The sequence below is a fragment of the Micromonospora sp. WMMD1076 genome, from assembly GCF_029581475.1.
In the GTDB taxonomy this organism is placed as follows: Bacteria; Actinomycetota; Actinomycetes; order Mycobacteriales; family Micromonosporaceae; genus Micromonospora; species Micromonospora aurantiaca.
In genome coordinates this window covers 2,084,445-2,100,402 of the sequence record NZ_CP120862.1, presented here as the reverse complement: position 1 = coordinate 2,100,402, position 15,958 = coordinate 2,084,445, and the positions used below count along the sequence as shown (strand labels likewise).

Genomic DNA, 15,958 nt, shown 5'->3' with positions numbered 1-15,958 from the left:
CCGACCTCAGTGAACGGGAAGCAGGGATGACGACTCCAGCTGACCTCGACACGACGATCGCGAAGTACGCGTCGGTGGCCTTCGACGACTCGACCCCCCTGCTGGAGGCCGGCCTCGAATCGCTGTCCCTGCTGCGGCTCGCCGTCGAGCTGGCCGAGGACGACGACGCGGAGATCGACGCCACCCGCCTGGTGGACCTCCGCACCGTCGGCGACCTCAAGCAGTGGCTACGCGAGCTGAGCGCCGTGGGCGCCGAGACCGGGGGCGCACGGTGACCACGACGGCCGGGACGCAACCCGCGACGGACACCGGGCCGGTGCGACTGCCGATCACCGAGTCGCAGAAGGGGCTGCTGGTCGTCAACGAACGCTCGCCCGGCCGCGCCGTCTACAACCAGCTTGTCCGCTTCGACATCGACCCGTCGATCCCCGACGAGACGATCGAGCGCGCGCTGGCCACTGTGGTCGCCGTCCAGCCGGCGATGCGCCAGGTCTTCGGGCTGCTCCCCGAGATGCACGCGCGGCTCACCCCGCCGCCGGGACCGGAGGACTTCCCGCTCGAACGGGTCACGGCCCGGCTGCGCGACTTCGAGGAGGCCGTCGCAGCGGCGCAGCGGCGGATCGGCCGACCCGAGTTCGACCTGGCCAACGGTCCCGCGTACCGCTTCGCCGTCGTCCGCTGCGTCGACGAGCCCCGGGTGGCGATCCTCCTCTGCGACCACCACATCATCCTCGACGGCGTGTCGATGGGGCCCCTGGTGCGGGACCTCCAGGAGGCACTGTCCGGCCGCCTCGCCGGGGCGGAGGTCGAGCAGCGGCGCGCCGCCCGCGAGAAGGCCTTCGTCAAGGAGCTGGCGGCACAGAACCGCACCGCCACCTCCGACCGCGTCGTCGACCGGTCCCGGGAGTGGGCGGCCCGGCTGCGGGAGGTCCCGCCCCTGGTGCTGGCTCCCCTGCCCGGGCGCGCCACGCAGACGGAGTTCACCGGCGACCGGGTCAGCTGGTACCTGAGCGCGGCCGAGACGGCCGCGCTGTCGGAGACCTGCCGGCGGCTGGAGATCTCCCCCTTCGTCTTCTTCTCCGGCATCTACGGCACCGTGCTGGCCCGGCACGGCAACGTGTCCAGCGTCCTGGTCGGCAGCCCGTTCATGGCCCGCCGCACGATCGGCGCCTTCGACCTCGGCGGCTTCTTCGTCAACACGCTGCCGGTCACCGTCGACGTGGAGTGGAGCCGCACCGTCGACGAGCATCTCGGCAAGGTGGTCCGGGAGTCCATCGACTTCTGCCGGGCGAACGTCGACGTCACCTTCAACCGGCTCGTCGCCGACGTACGGCCCGACCGCTCCAGCAACCGCAACCCGCTGTTCTCGGCGATGCTCGCCATGCAGGACACCTTCACGCCGGAGGCGGGCGGGGCCGTGCTGCGGGTCCTGGAGCCCGGCAACGGCACCGCCAAGTTCGACCTCTGGCTGGGCGCCACCCCCGTCGACGGCCGCTGGCTGCTCGAGATCGAGTACGACCGGCAGCTCATCGCACCGGTCGTCGCCGACGGACTGCTCACCTCGCTGCGCGACGCCGTACGCGGGGCGGTCCGGGACGGCTCGCAACGGCTCGGCGACCTCTTCGCCGACGCCTCCGCCGCCGCCAGCGTCCGCTCCGACGGCTGGACCAGCCCGCTGACCGGCGACACGCCGTGGGACTGGGTGACGGCGGTGGCCCGGCAGCGGCCCGACGCCCCCGCGATCGAGGACCCGACCCGCCGGCTCGACTACCGTCAGTTGCTGGCCGAGGCCGAGCGGATCAGCGCCGGGCTCGCCGCGCACGGCGTCGGCCCCCGGGCGGTGGTGGGCCTCGCCGCGACGACCCTCTGCGACACGGTGACCGCCATCCTGGCCATCCTGCGCCGGGGCGCGGCGTACCTCCCCCTGGATCCGGGCCTGCCCGCCGAGCGGCTGGAGTACATGGTCCGGCGGGCCGGCTGCGAGTTCGTCGTCGGCGAGGCCCTGGTGCCCGACGTGCTCACGGTCGCGGTGGCGGACCTGGCCGCCACGACGGAGCCGGTGCCCGGCCCGCTGGCCGACCCGGACGCCCCGATCTACGTGATGTACACGTCGGGCTCCACCGGGCAGCCCAAGGGCGTCCAGATGGGACACCGCCCCCTGGCCAACCTCACGAGCTGGCAGATCGCGGCCCTCGGCATGGACGCCGAGACCCGCTTCCTCCAGTACGCCCCGCTCGGCTTCGACGTCTCCTTCCAGGAGATCCTGCCGACCCTGGCGGCGGGCGGGACGGTGGTCTCCCGCGAGCCGGCCGACCGGCGGATGTTCACCGCCGTCCTCAGCCGGATCGCCAGGACCGAGGTGACCCACGTCTACCTGCCGGTCGCGGCGCTGCGTCCCCTGGTGCAAGCCGCCGCGAGCCGGGGCACCCGGTTGCCCGCGCTGCGCTACCTGTGCGTCTCCGGCGAGCAGCTCATCGTCGACGACGAGATCCGCGACTTCTTCCTCGCCCACCCGCACTGCACCCTGGTCAACCTGTACGGCCCCACCGAGACCCACGCGGTCACCTCGCACCGGCTGTCGTACCGGGACGCGGTGTGGCCGACCCACGTGCCGATCGGCCAGCCGTACCCGCGGGTGAGCGCGTACGTGGTCGACGCCACCGGCCACCTCGCCCCGCCCGGCGTCGCCGGCGAGCTGCTCCTGGGCGGGGACTGCCCCGCCGACGGCTACATCAACGACCCGGAGATCACGGCCGAGCGGTTCGTGCCCGACCGGTTCTCCGGCGCGCCCGACGCGACCATGTACCGCACCGGGGACCTCGTGGTCCGCGACGACCGGGGCGACCTGGTCTTCCTGGGCCGGATGGACACCCAGGTCAAGATCCGGGGATACCGGATCGAGCTGGGCGAGATCGAGGCGGTCGCGAACCAGGTCGACGGCGTCCGACAGTCGGTGGCCGTGGTCCGGGGCTCCGGCTCCGACCGGGAACTCGGGCTGTTCGTCCGCCCCGACGCGGACTCGACCGTCGACCCGGAACAGGTCCGCCAACGGCTGACCACGGCGCTGCCGGTCTACATGCGTCCCCTGTGGATCTTCCCGGCCGACCGGGTCCCCACCACGCCGACCGGCAAGACCGACCGCGACGCCCTGCTGCGGCTCGCCGACGAGCTGCTGGTCGAGCAGCAGAGCGCCGACAGCACGGAGGTCGCGTACGCCGACGACCTGGAGCGGGAGCTGGCCGGGCTGTGGGGCGGGGTGCTCGACGTCGAGGGCATCCGGCCGGACCGGCCGCTCATCGAGTACGGCGCCCACTCGCTGAACATCTTCACCACCCTCGCCGAGGTGCAGGAACGCTACGGGGTGGCGGTGCCGCTTGTCGACTTCTTCGCCGCGCCCACCGTGGCCACCCTCGCCGGGCTCGTCCGCGCGGGGCGGGGCGACGACGATGCGGCGGTGACGCCGTGACGACCAGGCTGCCCGGCCGGCTGGTCCCCCTGTTGCGGCGGGGCGCCCGACCGGCGTGCGTACTGCTGCCGGGTGCCGGCGGCGGGCTGCACCCCTACCTGCGGCTCGCCGCGGCCATCGGCAAGACCCACAACGTCGCGGCCGTACGCGCGGCCGGCCTGCTGCCCGACGAGGAGCCGGAGCTCAGCATCGCCGAGATGGCCGACGCGGCGGCGCATGCGCTGGACGCGGACGGCACGGTCCCGGCGGCCGTCCTCGGCTGGTCCCTCGGCGGCTCGGTCGCCTGGGAGCTGTGCGTCCGGCTGGCCGAGCGGGGGCATTTGCCCGACCTGGTGCTGGTGGACGCGACGCCGCTGCCGCGCCGCGCCACACCCGAGGAGGACGCCCGGGTCCGCGAGACCGTCGTCGGGATGCTCGGGCCGCGCCCCGCCCCGGAGACCGTCGAGCGGGTCCGGCGGGTCTTCGACACGCAGGTCGCCGCCCTCGCCGACTACCGGGCCGACCGGCCGTACGCCGGCCGGGTGCTGATGCTGATGTGCACCGACGAGGAGTTCGGGTTCCGGGCGGAGGCCGAGGCCCGGTGGCGGGAACTGGCGCCGGAGCTGAGCGCCGGGCGGCTCGACGCGGGGCACTTCGACGTCTTCGACCCCGAGCGCCTGCCGCAGCTCGTCGACGAGGTGACGCCGTTCCTCGGCCGGGCCTCCGGTGCGGTGCTGCGATGAGCCCGCTCGCGGTGGTCAGCGGCGGCACCCGGGGCATCGGGCTCACCTTCAGCCGCCGGCTGGTGAAGCTGGGGCACCGGGTGGTCGCGCCGTACCGGGGTGACGCCGTCGCGGCGGCGTCGGCGGCGGCCGAGCTCGGCGCCGCGTTCCACCCGGTCCGGCTCGACGTCGGCGACGCCGAGGCGGTCGACGCCGCCGTGGCGGCGGTCCTCGCGGAGCACGGCCCGCCGACCGTGCTGGTCAACAACGCGGGCATCAACATCGACAGGCCGTTCCTGGAGATGTCGACCGAGGACTGGCGGCGGGTGCTCGACACCAACCTCTCCGGCGTCTTCCACCTCACCCGGGCGTTCGCGCCCGCGATGCTGGCGGCCGGGCGCGACGGCGTGATCGTCAACGTGGGGGCCACCACCGGCATCCGCCCCCGCCGCAACGGCGTGAACTACTGCGCCAGCAAGGCCGGCCTGCTCCAGCTCACCAAGTGCCTGGCGCTGGAGCTGGCGCCCCGGATCAGGGTCAACTGCCTGATCCCGGGCATGACCGAGACCGACGAGCTGGTGACCCGGTTCCGGCTGGACGACCCGGCCGCCCGGGCGGCGGTGGTCGCGGAGATCCCCCGGGGCCGCATCGGCACCACCGAGGAGATCGCCGACGCCCTGGAGTTCCTCGTCGGGCCGGCGAGTGGATACCTGACCGGGCAGAAGCTGATCGTGGACGGTGGGCAGTTCATGTGGTGACCGATGTGGACGAGATCCTCGACGGTGCGACGCGGGCCCGGGCCGAGCTGCCCCCGCCCGGCGACGGGCGCTACGACCGGTACTGCGAAGCGCTCGCCGACCGGCTCGCCTCCGGCTGGGCCGACGTCCTGGCGGCGAACGCCACCGACGTGGCCCGGGGCACCGAGGCGGGCCTCGGCCCCGAGCTGGTGGACCGCCTGGCGCTCGGCAAGCGCCACCTCGACGCGCTGGTCGACCTGATCGCGCGGACCCGTGCGGCGCTGCCGGTGGTGACCGCGCCGACCGAGGGACACCGGGCCGGCAACGGCGCCACCGTACGCCGGCTGCCCAAGCCCCTCGGCGTGGTTCTGATGATCTTCGAGGCGCGGCCGACCGTGACGGTGGAGGGCGCCCTGCTCCCGGTGGCGGTCGGCAACGTGGCCGTCCTGCGCGGCGGCTCGGAGATCGCGGCCACCAACCGCGCCCTCGCCGTCGTCGTCGGGCAGGCGCTGGCGGACGCGGGGCTGCCCGACGGCACCGTACGGATCGTCACCGACCCCGACCGCCGGCTGGTACGGGCCCTGCTGAAGCGGCACGACGCGGTCGACGTGCTCATCCCCCGGGGCAGCCCGACGCTCATCGACTACTGCCAGACCAGCTCCACCATCCCGGTCATCGCCAGCGGCGGCGGGGTCAACCACCTCTACGTCGACAGCAGCGCCGACCTGGAACTGGCCGCCCGGATCGCGCTCGACAGCAAGCTGGGCGAGCCCACCGCCTGCAACACCCTCGAACTGGTGCTGGCCCACGCCGACGTGGCCGAGGAGCTGACCCGGGCCCTGCTGCGGGCCGGCGCCGGGCTGGCCGAGCCGTGGCTGCTGCGGGTCGACCCCCGGCTGACCGCCGCCGTGCCCGCCGGGGCGCCGGTGGCCGAGCTGACCGCCGCCGACGACGGCCGCGAGTTCCTGGAACGCGCCGTCGGCATCCGGCCCGTCGCCGGCCTCGACGAGGCGGCGGCCCACATCCGCCGCTTCGGTTCCCGGCACACCGAGGGCGTGGTGGCCACCGACCCGACGGTCGTGGACGGGTTCCTGGCCAGGGTGGACGCCGCCGCGCTGGTGGTCAACGGCTCCCTGCGCCTGCACGACGGTCCGACGATGGCCCTGGGACCGGAGCTGTCCATCAGCACGGGCCGGCTGCACGTACGCGGGCCCGTCGACCTCTCCGCCCTGCTGACCTGGAGCTGGGTCGTCAACGCCGGGGGCCGGCTGCGCGGCGCCGGGACGGAGGCGGCATGACGGACCGGTCCCTGATCAACGAGGCGGTGAAACGGCTGGTCGTACGCGAGTCCCGGCTCGCGGTCGACCCCGGCACGGTCGACGACCTCGAACCGCTCAACGGCGACATGCTGCGGGTCAACTCGCTCGGCTTCCTCGGCATGCTCGTCCGGCTCGAGGACGAGCTGGACGTGACGCTGCCGGACGACATCTTCGCCGGGCGGGTCTTCACGACCGTCGCGGACCTGGTCGACGTCGTCGCCGACGTGGTGAAGGAGGAGTCGTGACCGAGACACCCCGGGCCTGGCGCAGCGTCCTGCCGCACCTCGGCTACGAACTGCCCGCGGACCTGACGCCGGAGGACGCCGACGGTCCGGTGACCGCCACCCTGCCCCTGGAGCTGATCCGGCAGAGCGTGTCGGCCCGGGAGTTCTGGCCGATCCCGGAGCCGGTGGCCGAGCGCTACCGGGCCTACCGGCCCGCGCCGCTGTGGCGGGCCCGCCGCTTCGAGGCCGAGATCGGGGCCACCGTCCCGATCTACGTCAAGTACGAGGGCGGCAACATCTCGGGCAGCCACAAGTTCAACACCGCGCTGGCGCAGGCCCACTACTACCACCGGGCGGGCTTCCGGGAGCTGGTCACCGGCACCGGCGCCGGGCAGTGGGGCAGCGCCCTCGCCGCCGCCTGCGCCGCGTTCGGCATGGCCTGCACCGTCTTCATGGTCGGCGGGAGCCTGCGCGACAAGCCGTACCGGGGCAGCCTGATGCGGCTCTACGGCGCCGAGCTGCACGCCAGTCCCAGCCCGCTGACCGGGGTGGGACGCGCCGCCGCCGAGCGGCCGGGGCAGGGCAACAGCCTCGCGCTGGCCATCGGCGAGGCCGTCGAGTACGCCCGGGCGGATCCCAAGCGGGCGTTCTGCATCGGCAGCGGCGAGACGTACAGCATCCTGCACCAGTCGGTGATCGGCCTGGAGGCGATCGACCAGCTCGCCGCCGTCGACGCCACCGTGGACGCGGTGATCGGCTGCGTGGGCGCCGGCAGCAACTTCGGCGGGCTGGCCCTGCCGTTCTTCGCCGCCTGGCGGGCCGGCGAGCTGGACGTGCCCGCCGACCTGATCGCGGTCGAGTCCAGCGCCACCCCGAAGCTGACCCGTGGGGTGTACGCCTACGACCACACCGACTCCACCGGCACCGGCCCGATGGAGCCGATGTACACGATCGGCAGCGGCTACGCGATCCCCGCGTCGCACTCGGCCGGGCTGCGTTTCCACGGCGCGGCGAAGCTGATCTCCGCCATGCGGCACCGGGACCAGATCTCGGCGCTGGCGGTGGGCCAGCGGGAGGCGCTGACCGCCGGCCGGACGTTCGCCCTGACCGAGCTGGTGCTGCCCGCGCCGGAGTCGGGTCACGCGCTGGCCGCCGCCGCCCGCGTCGCGACCGGGCGCGAGTCCGGGCACCCGGCGCGGCACGGGGTGCTGGTCTGCGTCAGCGGGCACGGCCTGCTCGACCTGGCCGCGTACGACAAGCTCCTCGCCGGTCTGCCCGAGGACCGGCCGGCCGACGCGGACGCGTTGCGGGAGGCGACGGCGTCGCTGCGCGCGGTCCACGAGATCTGAAGGGCGTGACATGGTCGCTGTGCCTGCGGTGCCGACGCGCAGCCGGGAGTGGACGCCGGTGCTGACCGGTCTCCGCGCCGACCTGCTGGACTGCGTACAGGTGAACCTGGCCGCGCTGGCCGACCGGGCCTACGGGCCCGGCGCGCACCTGGCGCTCGGGGCCACCCTGCGCTTCCACACCGCCGAGGGTCCGGCCGGGACGCCGGCGGTGACCGCGTCGGTGGACCAACGGCTGGCCGAGGCGGCCGACCTGCTCGGCCTGCGGGTCACCCGACGCTGGGACGACGTGCCGGGCGCGCGGCTGCGCGAGCTGGTGGCGGAGCACTCGCCGCTCTACGTGGTCGCCGACACGTTCACCATGAGCTGGCTGCCGTACGCCGGCAACCAGCACATGGAGCACAGCTTCCTGCTGGTCGACGCCGGTGAGCACTGCGTCGTGGTCGACGGCTACCACAACTCCACCCAGTGGGGCGACGCGCGACCGGGGACGTGGCGGATGTCCGCCGCCGACTTCGACGCGGCGGTGCCCCACGCGACCGCGATGACAGTCGTCGCCGACGGCGCCCCGCTGCTCGACCGGGCGGCGCTGCTGCGGGACAACGCCGCCGCCCTGCGCGCGGCCGCCGACCGGATCGAGGACTACCTGGCGGCGGTCCGGCAGCGGGCGGGCGAGGCGGAGGCGGCGGCCCAACTGGTCCTCGACGTCTGGCTGCTCGGCCGGTCCCGGGCCCTGCACGCCGCCTGGCTGGCCGGCGACCCGGGCGCCGCCGACGCGGCACGGGAGGCCGCCGGTCGCGCCGACGCCTGGCTCGCGCTCGCCGGGCAGAGCTACGTGGCGATGCGCCGGGTCCGTCGGGGCGGCGTCTTCCCCGCCCCCGTCCTCGACCAGCTCGCCGGCCTGCTGCGCGACGACGTGGCGCTCGCCGGACGGCTCGCCGACGCCGGGCCGGTGCCACCGCCGAGGGACGGATCCGCCGCCGACCCGGACCGGATCCGCGAGGTGCTGGCCGACGAGGTGCGTGGCGTCCTCGGCGTCGGCCCGGAGGTGCCGGTCGACGGGCGTCCGCTGCGGACGCTGTCGGGCTTCAACTCGTTCCGGCTGGTCGAGGTGATCGAGCGGGCGGAGGCCCGGCTGGGGGTGGAGCTGGACCCGGACGACCTCACCGGCCCGGCCCTGCACGACCTCGACTCGCTGGGCGCCGTGTTCGAGCGCGCCCGGCCGGCGACGCAGGGGGTGTCGGGCCGGTGAGCGGGCTGCTGCACGAACTGCTGGACCGCACCGCGGCCGCCCGGCCGGACGCGCCGGCGATCGCACACGGCGACCTGGTCCAGAGCTACGGCGAGCTGGACGCCGCCAGCCGGCGGCTCGCCGGCTGGCTGGCCGGGCGGGGTGTGCGCCGGGGCGAACGGGTGGTGGTCTGCCTGCCCACCGACCCGCTGCTGCCCGCCCTGCTGTACGCCTGCTCCCGGGCGGGCGCCGTGTTCAGCGTCGTCAACGACCAGTCCCCCGCCATCGCCCTGGCGCACGTGCTGACCGACGCCGAGCCGGCGCTGCTCGTCACCGACAGCCCCCGGGCGCTCGCCGTGGCCGCCGAGCGCGGGGTGCCGACCGTCGGCTCGGCGGACCTGCGCCGGATCGTGCGGGACGGCCCGGACGCCGAGCCGGCGGCGGCCCCGCTGGCCGTCGACCCGGTCTGCCTCATCTACACCTCCGGCAGCACCGGCATGCCGAAGGCGGTGGTGTCCACCCACGCGCAGGTGGTCTTCGCCGCCGGGGCCATCGCCGCCCAGCTCGGCTACCGGGCCGACGACGTCGTGTGGTGCGCCCTGCCGCTCTCCTTCGACTACGGCATGTACCAGATCTTCCTCAGCACGCTGGCCGGCGCCCGGCTGCACCTGGCCTCCACCGCCGACACCGGCCCGACGCTGCCCCGGCACCTGGTGAACAGCGGCGCGACCGTGCTGCCCGCCGTGCCCGCCCTCGCCCGTGGCCTGGCCCGGATGCTGTCCCGCCCGGGCACGGCCGTGCCGGCGCTGCGCCTGCTCACCAACACCGGCGCGGCGATGCCGCCCGAGGTGCTGCGCGACCTGCGCGCCCGGATCCCCACGCTGCGCGTACAGCTGATGTTCGGGCTCACCGAGTGCAAGCGGGCGGCGATCATGCCGGTGGACGAGGACCTGCGCCGGCCCGGCGCCTCCGGGCGGGCCCTGCCGGGCACCGAGATCCTGATCGTGGACGCGGACGGCGCGGCGGTGCCGCCCGGCACCGTCGGCGAGATCGTGGTCCGCGGCCCGCACGTGATGGCCGGCTACTGGCGTCGCCCGGAACTCACCGCGCAGCGCTTCCCCCGCGCAGAGGGGCTCTTCCCCCAGCTACGCACGGGCGACCACGGCTGGCTCGACGCCGACGGCTACCTCTACTTCCACGGCCGGCGCGACGACATCTACAAGGAACGCGGCATCCGCGTCAGCGTCACCGAGGTCGAGGCGGCGGCGCACCGGATACCGCAGGTGCAGGCCGCCGCCGTGCTGCCGCCCCGCGCCGAGGACGGCGGCGACTCGGCCACCCTGTTCGCGGTGACCGAGCTGACCGCGCCGGAGGTGCTCGCCGCGCTGCGGACCGAACTCGACGAGAACAAGACGCCCCGGACCTGCCTGGTCGTGCCGGAGATCCCGCTGACCCGCAACGGCAAGGTCGACCGGGCCGAGCTGTACCGGATGTGGTCGGAGCGCGCCGGTGTCTGAGCTCGCGGAACTCTTCGACCGGCCGGACGCGCCGCAGACCCCGGCGTACCTCTACGACACCGACGAGCTGGCCCGCTCGTACGCGGCCCTGCGCGCCGCCCTGCCCGGGCCCGCCGAGCTGTTCTACTCGCTCAAGGCCAACCCGCACCCGGCGGTGGTCGCCGACCTCACCGCCTCGGGGTGCCGGGCGGAGGTCTGCTCCCCCGGCGAGCTGCGCGTCGCGCTGGCGGCCGGCTGCGACCCGGCCGAGGTCCTCTACACCGGGCCGGGCAAGCGCGACGTCGACCTGGCCGAGGCCGTACGGGCCGGCGTCGGGCTCTTCTCCGTCGACTCCCCGTACGGGCTGGACCAGCTCGACCGGGTGGCCCGCGAGCACGACGTCGAGGTACGCGCGCTGGTGCGGATCAACGACGACACCCCGGCCCCCGGGCAGGGGCTCACCATGACCGGTGTCGCCTCGCAGTTCGGCGCGGACGTGCGCTGGGTGCTGGACCGGCCCGAGCTGTTCGGGCCGCGCCGGAACGTGTCCCCGGTCGGGTTCCACCTCTACATGGGCAGCAACGTCGACGGCGAGGACGCCCTGGTCGCCCAGTTCACCCAGTCCGTCGACACCGTACGGCGGCTGGCGGCGGCGACCGGGACGCAGCCGGAGCTGATCGACCTGGGCGGCGGCTTCGGGGCGCCATTCGCGCGGGCCGGCACCCGGCCGGAGCTGCCGAAGCTGGCGGACCGGCTGACGGCGTTGCTGGGCGACGCCTTCCCGGGCTGGCCGGAGCGCGGGCCGGGGGTGGCCTTCGAGTCCGGCCGGTACCTGGTCGGCACCTGCGGCACCCTGGTCACCCGGGTCCTGGACGTGAAGCGGTCGCAGGGCGCCACCGTGGTGGTGCTGGAGTCGGGCATCCACCACCTCGGCGGGATGTCCGGGCTGCGCCGGCTGCCGCCGATCGTGCCGGACCTGGTCTCCGTGGACGCGGCGGCCGGCGCGCCGGTGCCCGGGACCATCGTCACCGGGCCGCTGTGCACGCCGCTGGACACGTGGGCGCGCGCCGCCGCCCTCCCGCCTCTGGTCCCGGGCCAGCTGGTCGCCGTGCCCAACGTGGGCGCGTACGGCCTCTACGCCAGCCTGGTGGCCTTCCTCGCGCATCCCATGCCGGTCGAGGTCACCGTCGCCGGGGGCCGGATCACCGGCGTGACCCGGCTGGAGCTCACCCGGCACACCGTCATCGGCAGCGACAGGGGTTGATCTGACAATGGACGCCGCTTTTCCGGACCTGCTCAAGCCGTTCCTCAAGTACGCGGGAACGCAGCCCATCACCGCCGAGGCCTCGCTCAACGAGCTGGGCCTGGACTCGATGCGCGCGATCGAGCTGCTCTTCACCATCGAGGACACCTACGGCGTGTCCATGCCCGACGAGCTGCTGACCGACAGCACCTTCGCCACCGCGGGCAGCCTGTGGAACACCATCGAGTCGCTGCGGGGGCGGGCGGCGTGAGCACCGCGACCCGCCACGAGGCCGCGCTGGAGGAGGTGCTGGCCGCCACCGCCGCGCACGCGGAGCAGGCCGACGAGGCGGCGGAGTTCCCCGTCGCGGCGCTGGACGCGATGCGGGCCACCGGGTTGCTCGGCCTGCTCGTGCCGGCGGAGCACGGCGGCGGGGGCGGCGGGCTCGGCGACCTCGTCGACGTGACGCTGCGGCTGGCCCGGGTGGACATGTCCGTCGCGTTGATCTTCGCGATGCACTGCCAGCAGGTGGTGGCGGTGGTCCGGCACGCCGACGGCCCGTTCGCCGCGCGGCTCCTGCCGGAGCTCGGCAAGGGCGACGTCTACCTCGCCTCGGTCACCACCGAGCGCGGCAAGGGCGGGCACCTGCTCAGCTCGGAGTCGACGGTCCGGCAGGACGCCGGGACGTTGACGATCGACCGGGACGCCCCGATCGTGACGGGCGGCCAGCACGCGGACGCGTACCTCATCACGACGCTGGCGCCGGACGCCACCTCGCCCAGCCAGGTCTCCCTGGTGTACGCCCGCCGCGACCAGCTCACGCTGGAGGTGCGCGGCGGTTGGCAGCCGCTCGGGATGCGGGCCACCCAGAGCGTGCCGATGCGCCTGACCGGGCGGGTGCCGGCCGACCAGGTGATCGGCGCTCCCGGGAAGTTCCGCGAGATCGTCGCCCCCACCTTCGGGCCGCTGGCGCACATCGGCTGGTCGGCGGCGTGGCTCGGCGCGGCGACCGGCGCGCTGTCGCGGATCCTGCACCACATCCGCGACGCCGGCCGGGGCCAGTTCGATCCGTCGTCGGAGCTGCTGCTGACCCGGCTGGCCCGGGTCCGGGGCCGGCTCGACCTGGTCAACGCCCTGCTGCGGCACACCGTCGCCGCCGTGGAGGGCACCCCGGACGTGGCCGACCCGCCGACCCAGCTGCTGGTCAACTCCCTGAAGGTGCACGCCGCCGAGCAGTGCTTCGCCGCCGCCGACGAGATGGTGGAGCTGGTGGGCCTGCGGCACGGCTACCTCAGGTCGTCGCCGCTGTACCTGGAGCGCGTGTTCCGGGACCTCCGCGCGGCCTCGCTGAACTACGCCAACGACCGGCTGCTGCTGGTCAACGGGGCGCTGACGCTGCGCGACCGGCAGGTGCACCTTGCCTGAGTTGCGGACGGCACCGGCGGCGGCCCCCACCGGGCCCGGCCCGGCGGCACCCGATCCCGGCGGCGACGTGGCCGCGCGTACCGGGGCGGTGCTGCGCGGGCTGGAGTCCCCGGGGGACGCCCGCGCCGTGTGGCGGGCGCTCGGCGAGCACGGCCTGCTGCGTGACCTCGGGCCGGCCGAGCTGCCGGGGCTGCTCGGCACCCTCGACGCGTACTGCCCGGTGGGGGTGGTGCTGTCGGTCTGCGTCCAGGTCGCCAGCGCGCTGCCCGTCCTGCGCGAACAGGTCGACGCGGAGCCGGCGGACGGGCCGGTGGGGGCCGCGTACCTCGACGCGGTCGCCGGTCGCGCGACGCTCGCGCTGGCAGCGACGGACCGCGACGGCGCCGGCTCCGACCTGATGGAGCTGGGCACGACGGTACGCCTCGACGACCGGTCGCTGGTGCTCGACGGCGGCAAGCGGTGGATCACCAACGCCCGCACCGCCGGCCACGCGCTCGTGCTGGCCCGGCACCGCCCGCAGCGGCACTTCACGAGCTTCGTGTGGGTGCTGGTGCCCACCGACGCCCCCGGCGTGCGGGTGTCCGCGACCCGGGGCACCCCGCTGACCGGCGCCGGCCTGGGCGACCTGCACTTCGACCAGGTGTGCCTGGACCGGTCGTACCTGGTCGGCCGGCCCGGCCGGGGCATGGTCAGCTTCGCCCGGCACATCGCCACGGAACGCTTCGCGGGCGGCGTGTGGGCCGCCGCGATGTGCCGGCGGGTGCTCGCCGACACCCACCGCCGGCTCGTCGAGCGTCCCCTCGGCGACGGCCGGGCCTGGGACAACGTGGCGATCCGGGAGCGGTTCGCCCGGTGCGTGGTGGAGGCCTGGCGGATCGAGGCGGCCTGCGACGCCCACCGGAGAAGCACCGAGCCCCTGGTGACCAGCATGCTGCTGAAGACCTCGGTGGCGCAGGGCCTGGACGTGGTGCTCGGCGAGTGCGCCGCCCTGCTCGGCGCGGAGGCGTACGCCGAGGGCGGGCTGGCGCAGCTGCGGGCCGCCGCCGGCATGTTCGCCACGGCCGGGGGCGCCACCGGCGCGATGCTCGCCGGCATCGCCGAGCACGTGCCGGACCTGCTGCGGGACCGGCCGTGGTGACGGCCCGGCAGCGGACGGCGCTGGCCCGCCGGGCACGGCCGCGCCGGGACCCGACGGGCCACCACCGGGGCATCGTCCGGCTGCGGCTGGGCGCCCGGGTGCGGGTGGCCGTGGCCGAGCAGCGGCTGCTCGCCCACCTTCCGCCGGCCCCGGCGGACCTGGCGACCGTCGGTGACCTCCCCGCCGGTCCGCGCGCCGAACGGCTGGCCGCGCGGGCGCTGCTGCGCCTGCTGCTCGCCGCCGAGCTGGGCCGGACGGCTGGCGCCACGCCGATCGCCGCCCACGACGGCGGCCAGCCGCACCTGCCCGAGTGGCCGGGGATCAGCGTCAGCCTGTCCCACGACGCCGGGACGGTGGCCGCCGCGCTCGGCCGGGGCGTGCCGGTCGGCGTCGACGTCCAGGTGCCCGTGCCCGCGCCGCCGGCCCTGCTGCGCCGCTGCTGCGCCCCGGCGGTCCGCGCCGCCCTGGACCGGCTGCCCGCACCGGCCCGGGACCGCGAGTTCGCCTGGATCTGGACCGTGCAGGAGGCGTGCGTGAAGGCGACCGGCGCGGGCCTCGCCGGCCGCCCCTGGGCCATTGAGGTGCCGGCGGGGCGGCGGACGGGCCGCTGGGCCGACCTGCGGTGGGTGAGCCTGCGCGGGCACAGCCGGGTGCCGGCGAGCGTGGCGCACGTGGTGGGTACGCGATGACCGCCCCGGACCCCCGCTTCGCCGGGCTGAGCTGCTACACCGCCAACCTGGCCGGCTACCGGGCCGGCGAGTTCGCCGACACCCCCGACCGGTTCGCCGACTCGGTACGCGTCGCGGTGCGCACGGACCTGCCGGAGGGGCAGCTCGCCTTCTCCCACCACCGGGTGCCGCTCGACCGGCTGCCGGACGGCACCCGGCTGGCCTGGGCCACCGCCCCGGCCGACGGCGTCGTCGAGTCCGTCGACGCGGAGCTGCGGCGCCACGGCCGGGTGCTGGTGGTCACCGACAACGCGGCGCTGCCCTGGTCCCCCTCGACCGGCGGCACCGCCCACGCGCCGCACTGGCTGCTGGTCGACGACCGGCGCGGCGACGACTGGCACGTGGTCGACGGGTTCAGCGGGCTGCTGCCCGCCGGCGAACAGGAGCCGTACGCCGGCTGGCTCGGCACGGCAGGGCTGCTCGCCGCGATGACCCCGCCGCCCGTGTGGCGCCCGGAACAGGACCGGCGCAACGCGCTGGCCTTCGGCTTCTGGACGCCCCCGCCGGCCGGCGCGCAGCCGCAGTGGCTGGTTCGTACGGGCAGCGCCGGGGACGAGCCGGAGCTGCCCGGCGACTGGCTGACCGACGAGGACGAGGCCCTGGAGTTCCTCCGCGACCACGTCGTCGCGCACCCGGAGGCCGCCGGGGCGCACCTGGACGACCTGTGGGCCGTCGTGCGGCACCGGACGTTCCGGTACCGCCACCTCGGCGACGACGAGGCGGCGCGGGCCTGGGCGGACCTGCCCCGGGCCCTGCGCTTCGCGGTGGAGTCGGCCCGCCGGGGACGCCCCCGGTCCGCGCTGGTGCGGACCACCTTCGACCACCTGCGGCACCTGGAACGAGACCGGTCGACCACCCCAGCGCCGGCGGCGGAACGCCCCCACCGGCAGACCTTGTGAAGGAT

The 15,958-nt window shown here is 75.4% G+C and carries 15 protein-coding genes; all 15 read left to right on the top strand.

The genetic code is table 11. The features are described 5' to 3' along the window. Nucleotides 1-26: 26 nt before the first annotated feature. From O7622_RS10285 to O7622_RS10215, 15 genes are read left to right on the top strand one after another with little or no spacing between them, the layout of a single operon-like run. The gene (locus O7622_RS10285) at nucleotides 27-275 is read left to right on the top strand and encodes an acyl carrier protein (protein WP_132231690.1); all 249 of its coding nucleotides are present in this window, start codon (nucleotides 27-29) and stop codon (nucleotides 273-275) included. 41 nt (nucleotides 276-316) lie between these two features. Next, a complete protein-coding gene (locus O7622_RS10280) occupies nucleotides 317-3,466 on the top strand; it encodes a non-ribosomal peptide synthetase (RefSeq protein ID WP_282313114.1) in 3,150 nt (1,049 codons plus the stop codon). Beyond that, nucleotides 3,463-4,188 carry an alpha/beta fold hydrolase gene (locus O7622_RS10275; protein WP_282313112.1) on the top strand — a complete coding sequence of 242 codons (726 nt, stop codon included), beginning with the start codon at nucleotides 3,463-3,465 and terminating at the stop codon, nucleotides 4,186-4,188. Before O7622_RS10280 ends, O7622_RS10275 begins: the two co-directional genes overlap by 4 nt. Continuing rightward, complete coding sequence (locus O7622_RS10270; protein ID WP_282313111.1) at nucleotides 4,185-4,925, top strand: SDR family oxidoreductase; 741 nt, start codon at nucleotides 4,185-4,187, stop codon at nucleotides 4,923-4,925. Before O7622_RS10275 ends, O7622_RS10270 begins: the two co-directional genes overlap by 4 nt. Next, nucleotides 4,922-6,202 carry a glutamate-5-semialdehyde dehydrogenase gene (locus tag O7622_RS10265; protein ID WP_282313110.1) on the top strand — a complete coding sequence of 427 codons (1,281 nt, stop codon included), beginning with the start codon at nucleotides 4,922-4,924 and terminating at the stop codon, nucleotides 6,200-6,202. Before O7622_RS10270 ends, O7622_RS10265 begins: the two co-directional genes overlap by 4 nt. Beyond that, nucleotides 6,199-6,468: a phosphopantetheine-binding protein gene (locus O7622_RS10260; protein WP_282313109.1), complete on the top strand. Its 270-nt coding sequence runs from the start codon at nucleotides 6,199-6,201 to the stop codon at nucleotides 6,466-6,468. Before O7622_RS10265 ends, O7622_RS10260 begins: the two co-directional genes overlap by 4 nt. Beyond that, complete coding sequence (locus O7622_RS10255) at nucleotides 6,465-7,796, top strand: TrpB-like pyridoxal phosphate-dependent enzyme (protein WP_282313108.1); 1,332 nt, start codon at nucleotides 6,465-6,467, stop codon at nucleotides 7,794-7,796. Before O7622_RS10260 ends, O7622_RS10255 begins: the two co-directional genes overlap by 4 nt. A gap of 10 nt (nucleotides 7,797-7,806) precedes the next feature. Further along, complete coding sequence (locus O7622_RS10250) at nucleotides 7,807-9,045, top strand: phosphopantetheine-binding protein (RefSeq protein WP_282313107.1); 1,239 nt, start codon at nucleotides 7,807-7,809, stop codon at nucleotides 9,043-9,045. Then, nucleotides 9,042-10,541 carry a class I adenylate-forming enzyme family protein gene (locus O7622_RS10245; RefSeq protein ID WP_282313105.1) on the top strand — a complete coding sequence of 500 codons (1,500 nt, stop codon included), beginning with the start codon at nucleotides 9,042-9,044 and terminating at the stop codon, nucleotides 10,539-10,541. Before O7622_RS10250 ends, O7622_RS10245 begins: the two co-directional genes overlap by 4 nt. Next, complete coding sequence (locus O7622_RS10240) at nucleotides 10,534-11,784, top strand: type III PLP-dependent enzyme (protein WP_282313104.1); 1,251 nt, start codon at nucleotides 10,534-10,536, stop codon at nucleotides 11,782-11,784. The genes O7622_RS10245 and O7622_RS10240 overlap by 8 nt, the downstream gene beginning before the upstream one ends. Nucleotides 11,785-11,791: 7 nt before the next feature. After that, complete coding sequence (locus O7622_RS10235) at nucleotides 11,792-12,034, top strand: phosphopantetheine-binding protein (protein WP_089002193.1); 243 nt, start codon at nucleotides 11,792-11,794, stop codon at nucleotides 12,032-12,034. Further along, nucleotides 12,031-13,188 (top strand): acyl-CoA dehydrogenase family protein, encoded by a 1,158-nt coding sequence (locus O7622_RS10230; RefSeq protein WP_282313102.1) that lies wholly within the window; start codon nucleotides 12,031-12,033, stop codon nucleotides 13,186-13,188. The genes O7622_RS10235 and O7622_RS10230 overlap by 4 nt, the downstream gene beginning before the upstream one ends. A 1-nt stretch (nucleotide 13,189) precedes the next feature. After that, nucleotides 13,190-14,326 (top strand): acyl-CoA dehydrogenase family protein, encoded by a 1,137-nt coding sequence (locus tag O7622_RS10225; RefSeq protein ID WP_282313101.1) that lies wholly within the window; start codon nucleotides 13,190-13,192, stop codon nucleotides 14,324-14,326. After that, complete coding sequence (locus O7622_RS10220; RefSeq protein WP_282313100.1) at nucleotides 14,320-15,015, top strand: 4'-phosphopantetheinyl transferase superfamily protein; 696 nt, start codon at nucleotides 14,320-14,322, stop codon at nucleotides 15,013-15,015. The genes O7622_RS10225 and O7622_RS10220 overlap by 7 nt, the downstream gene beginning before the upstream one ends. Continuing rightward, on the top strand, nucleotides 15,012-15,953 hold the full coding sequence (locus tag O7622_RS10215; RefSeq protein WP_282313099.1) for a hypothetical protein: 942 nt from the start codon (nucleotides 15,012-15,014) through the stop codon (nucleotides 15,951-15,953). Before O7622_RS10220 ends, O7622_RS10215 begins: the two co-directional genes overlap by 4 nt. Nucleotides 15,954-15,958: the final 5 nt, after the last annotated feature.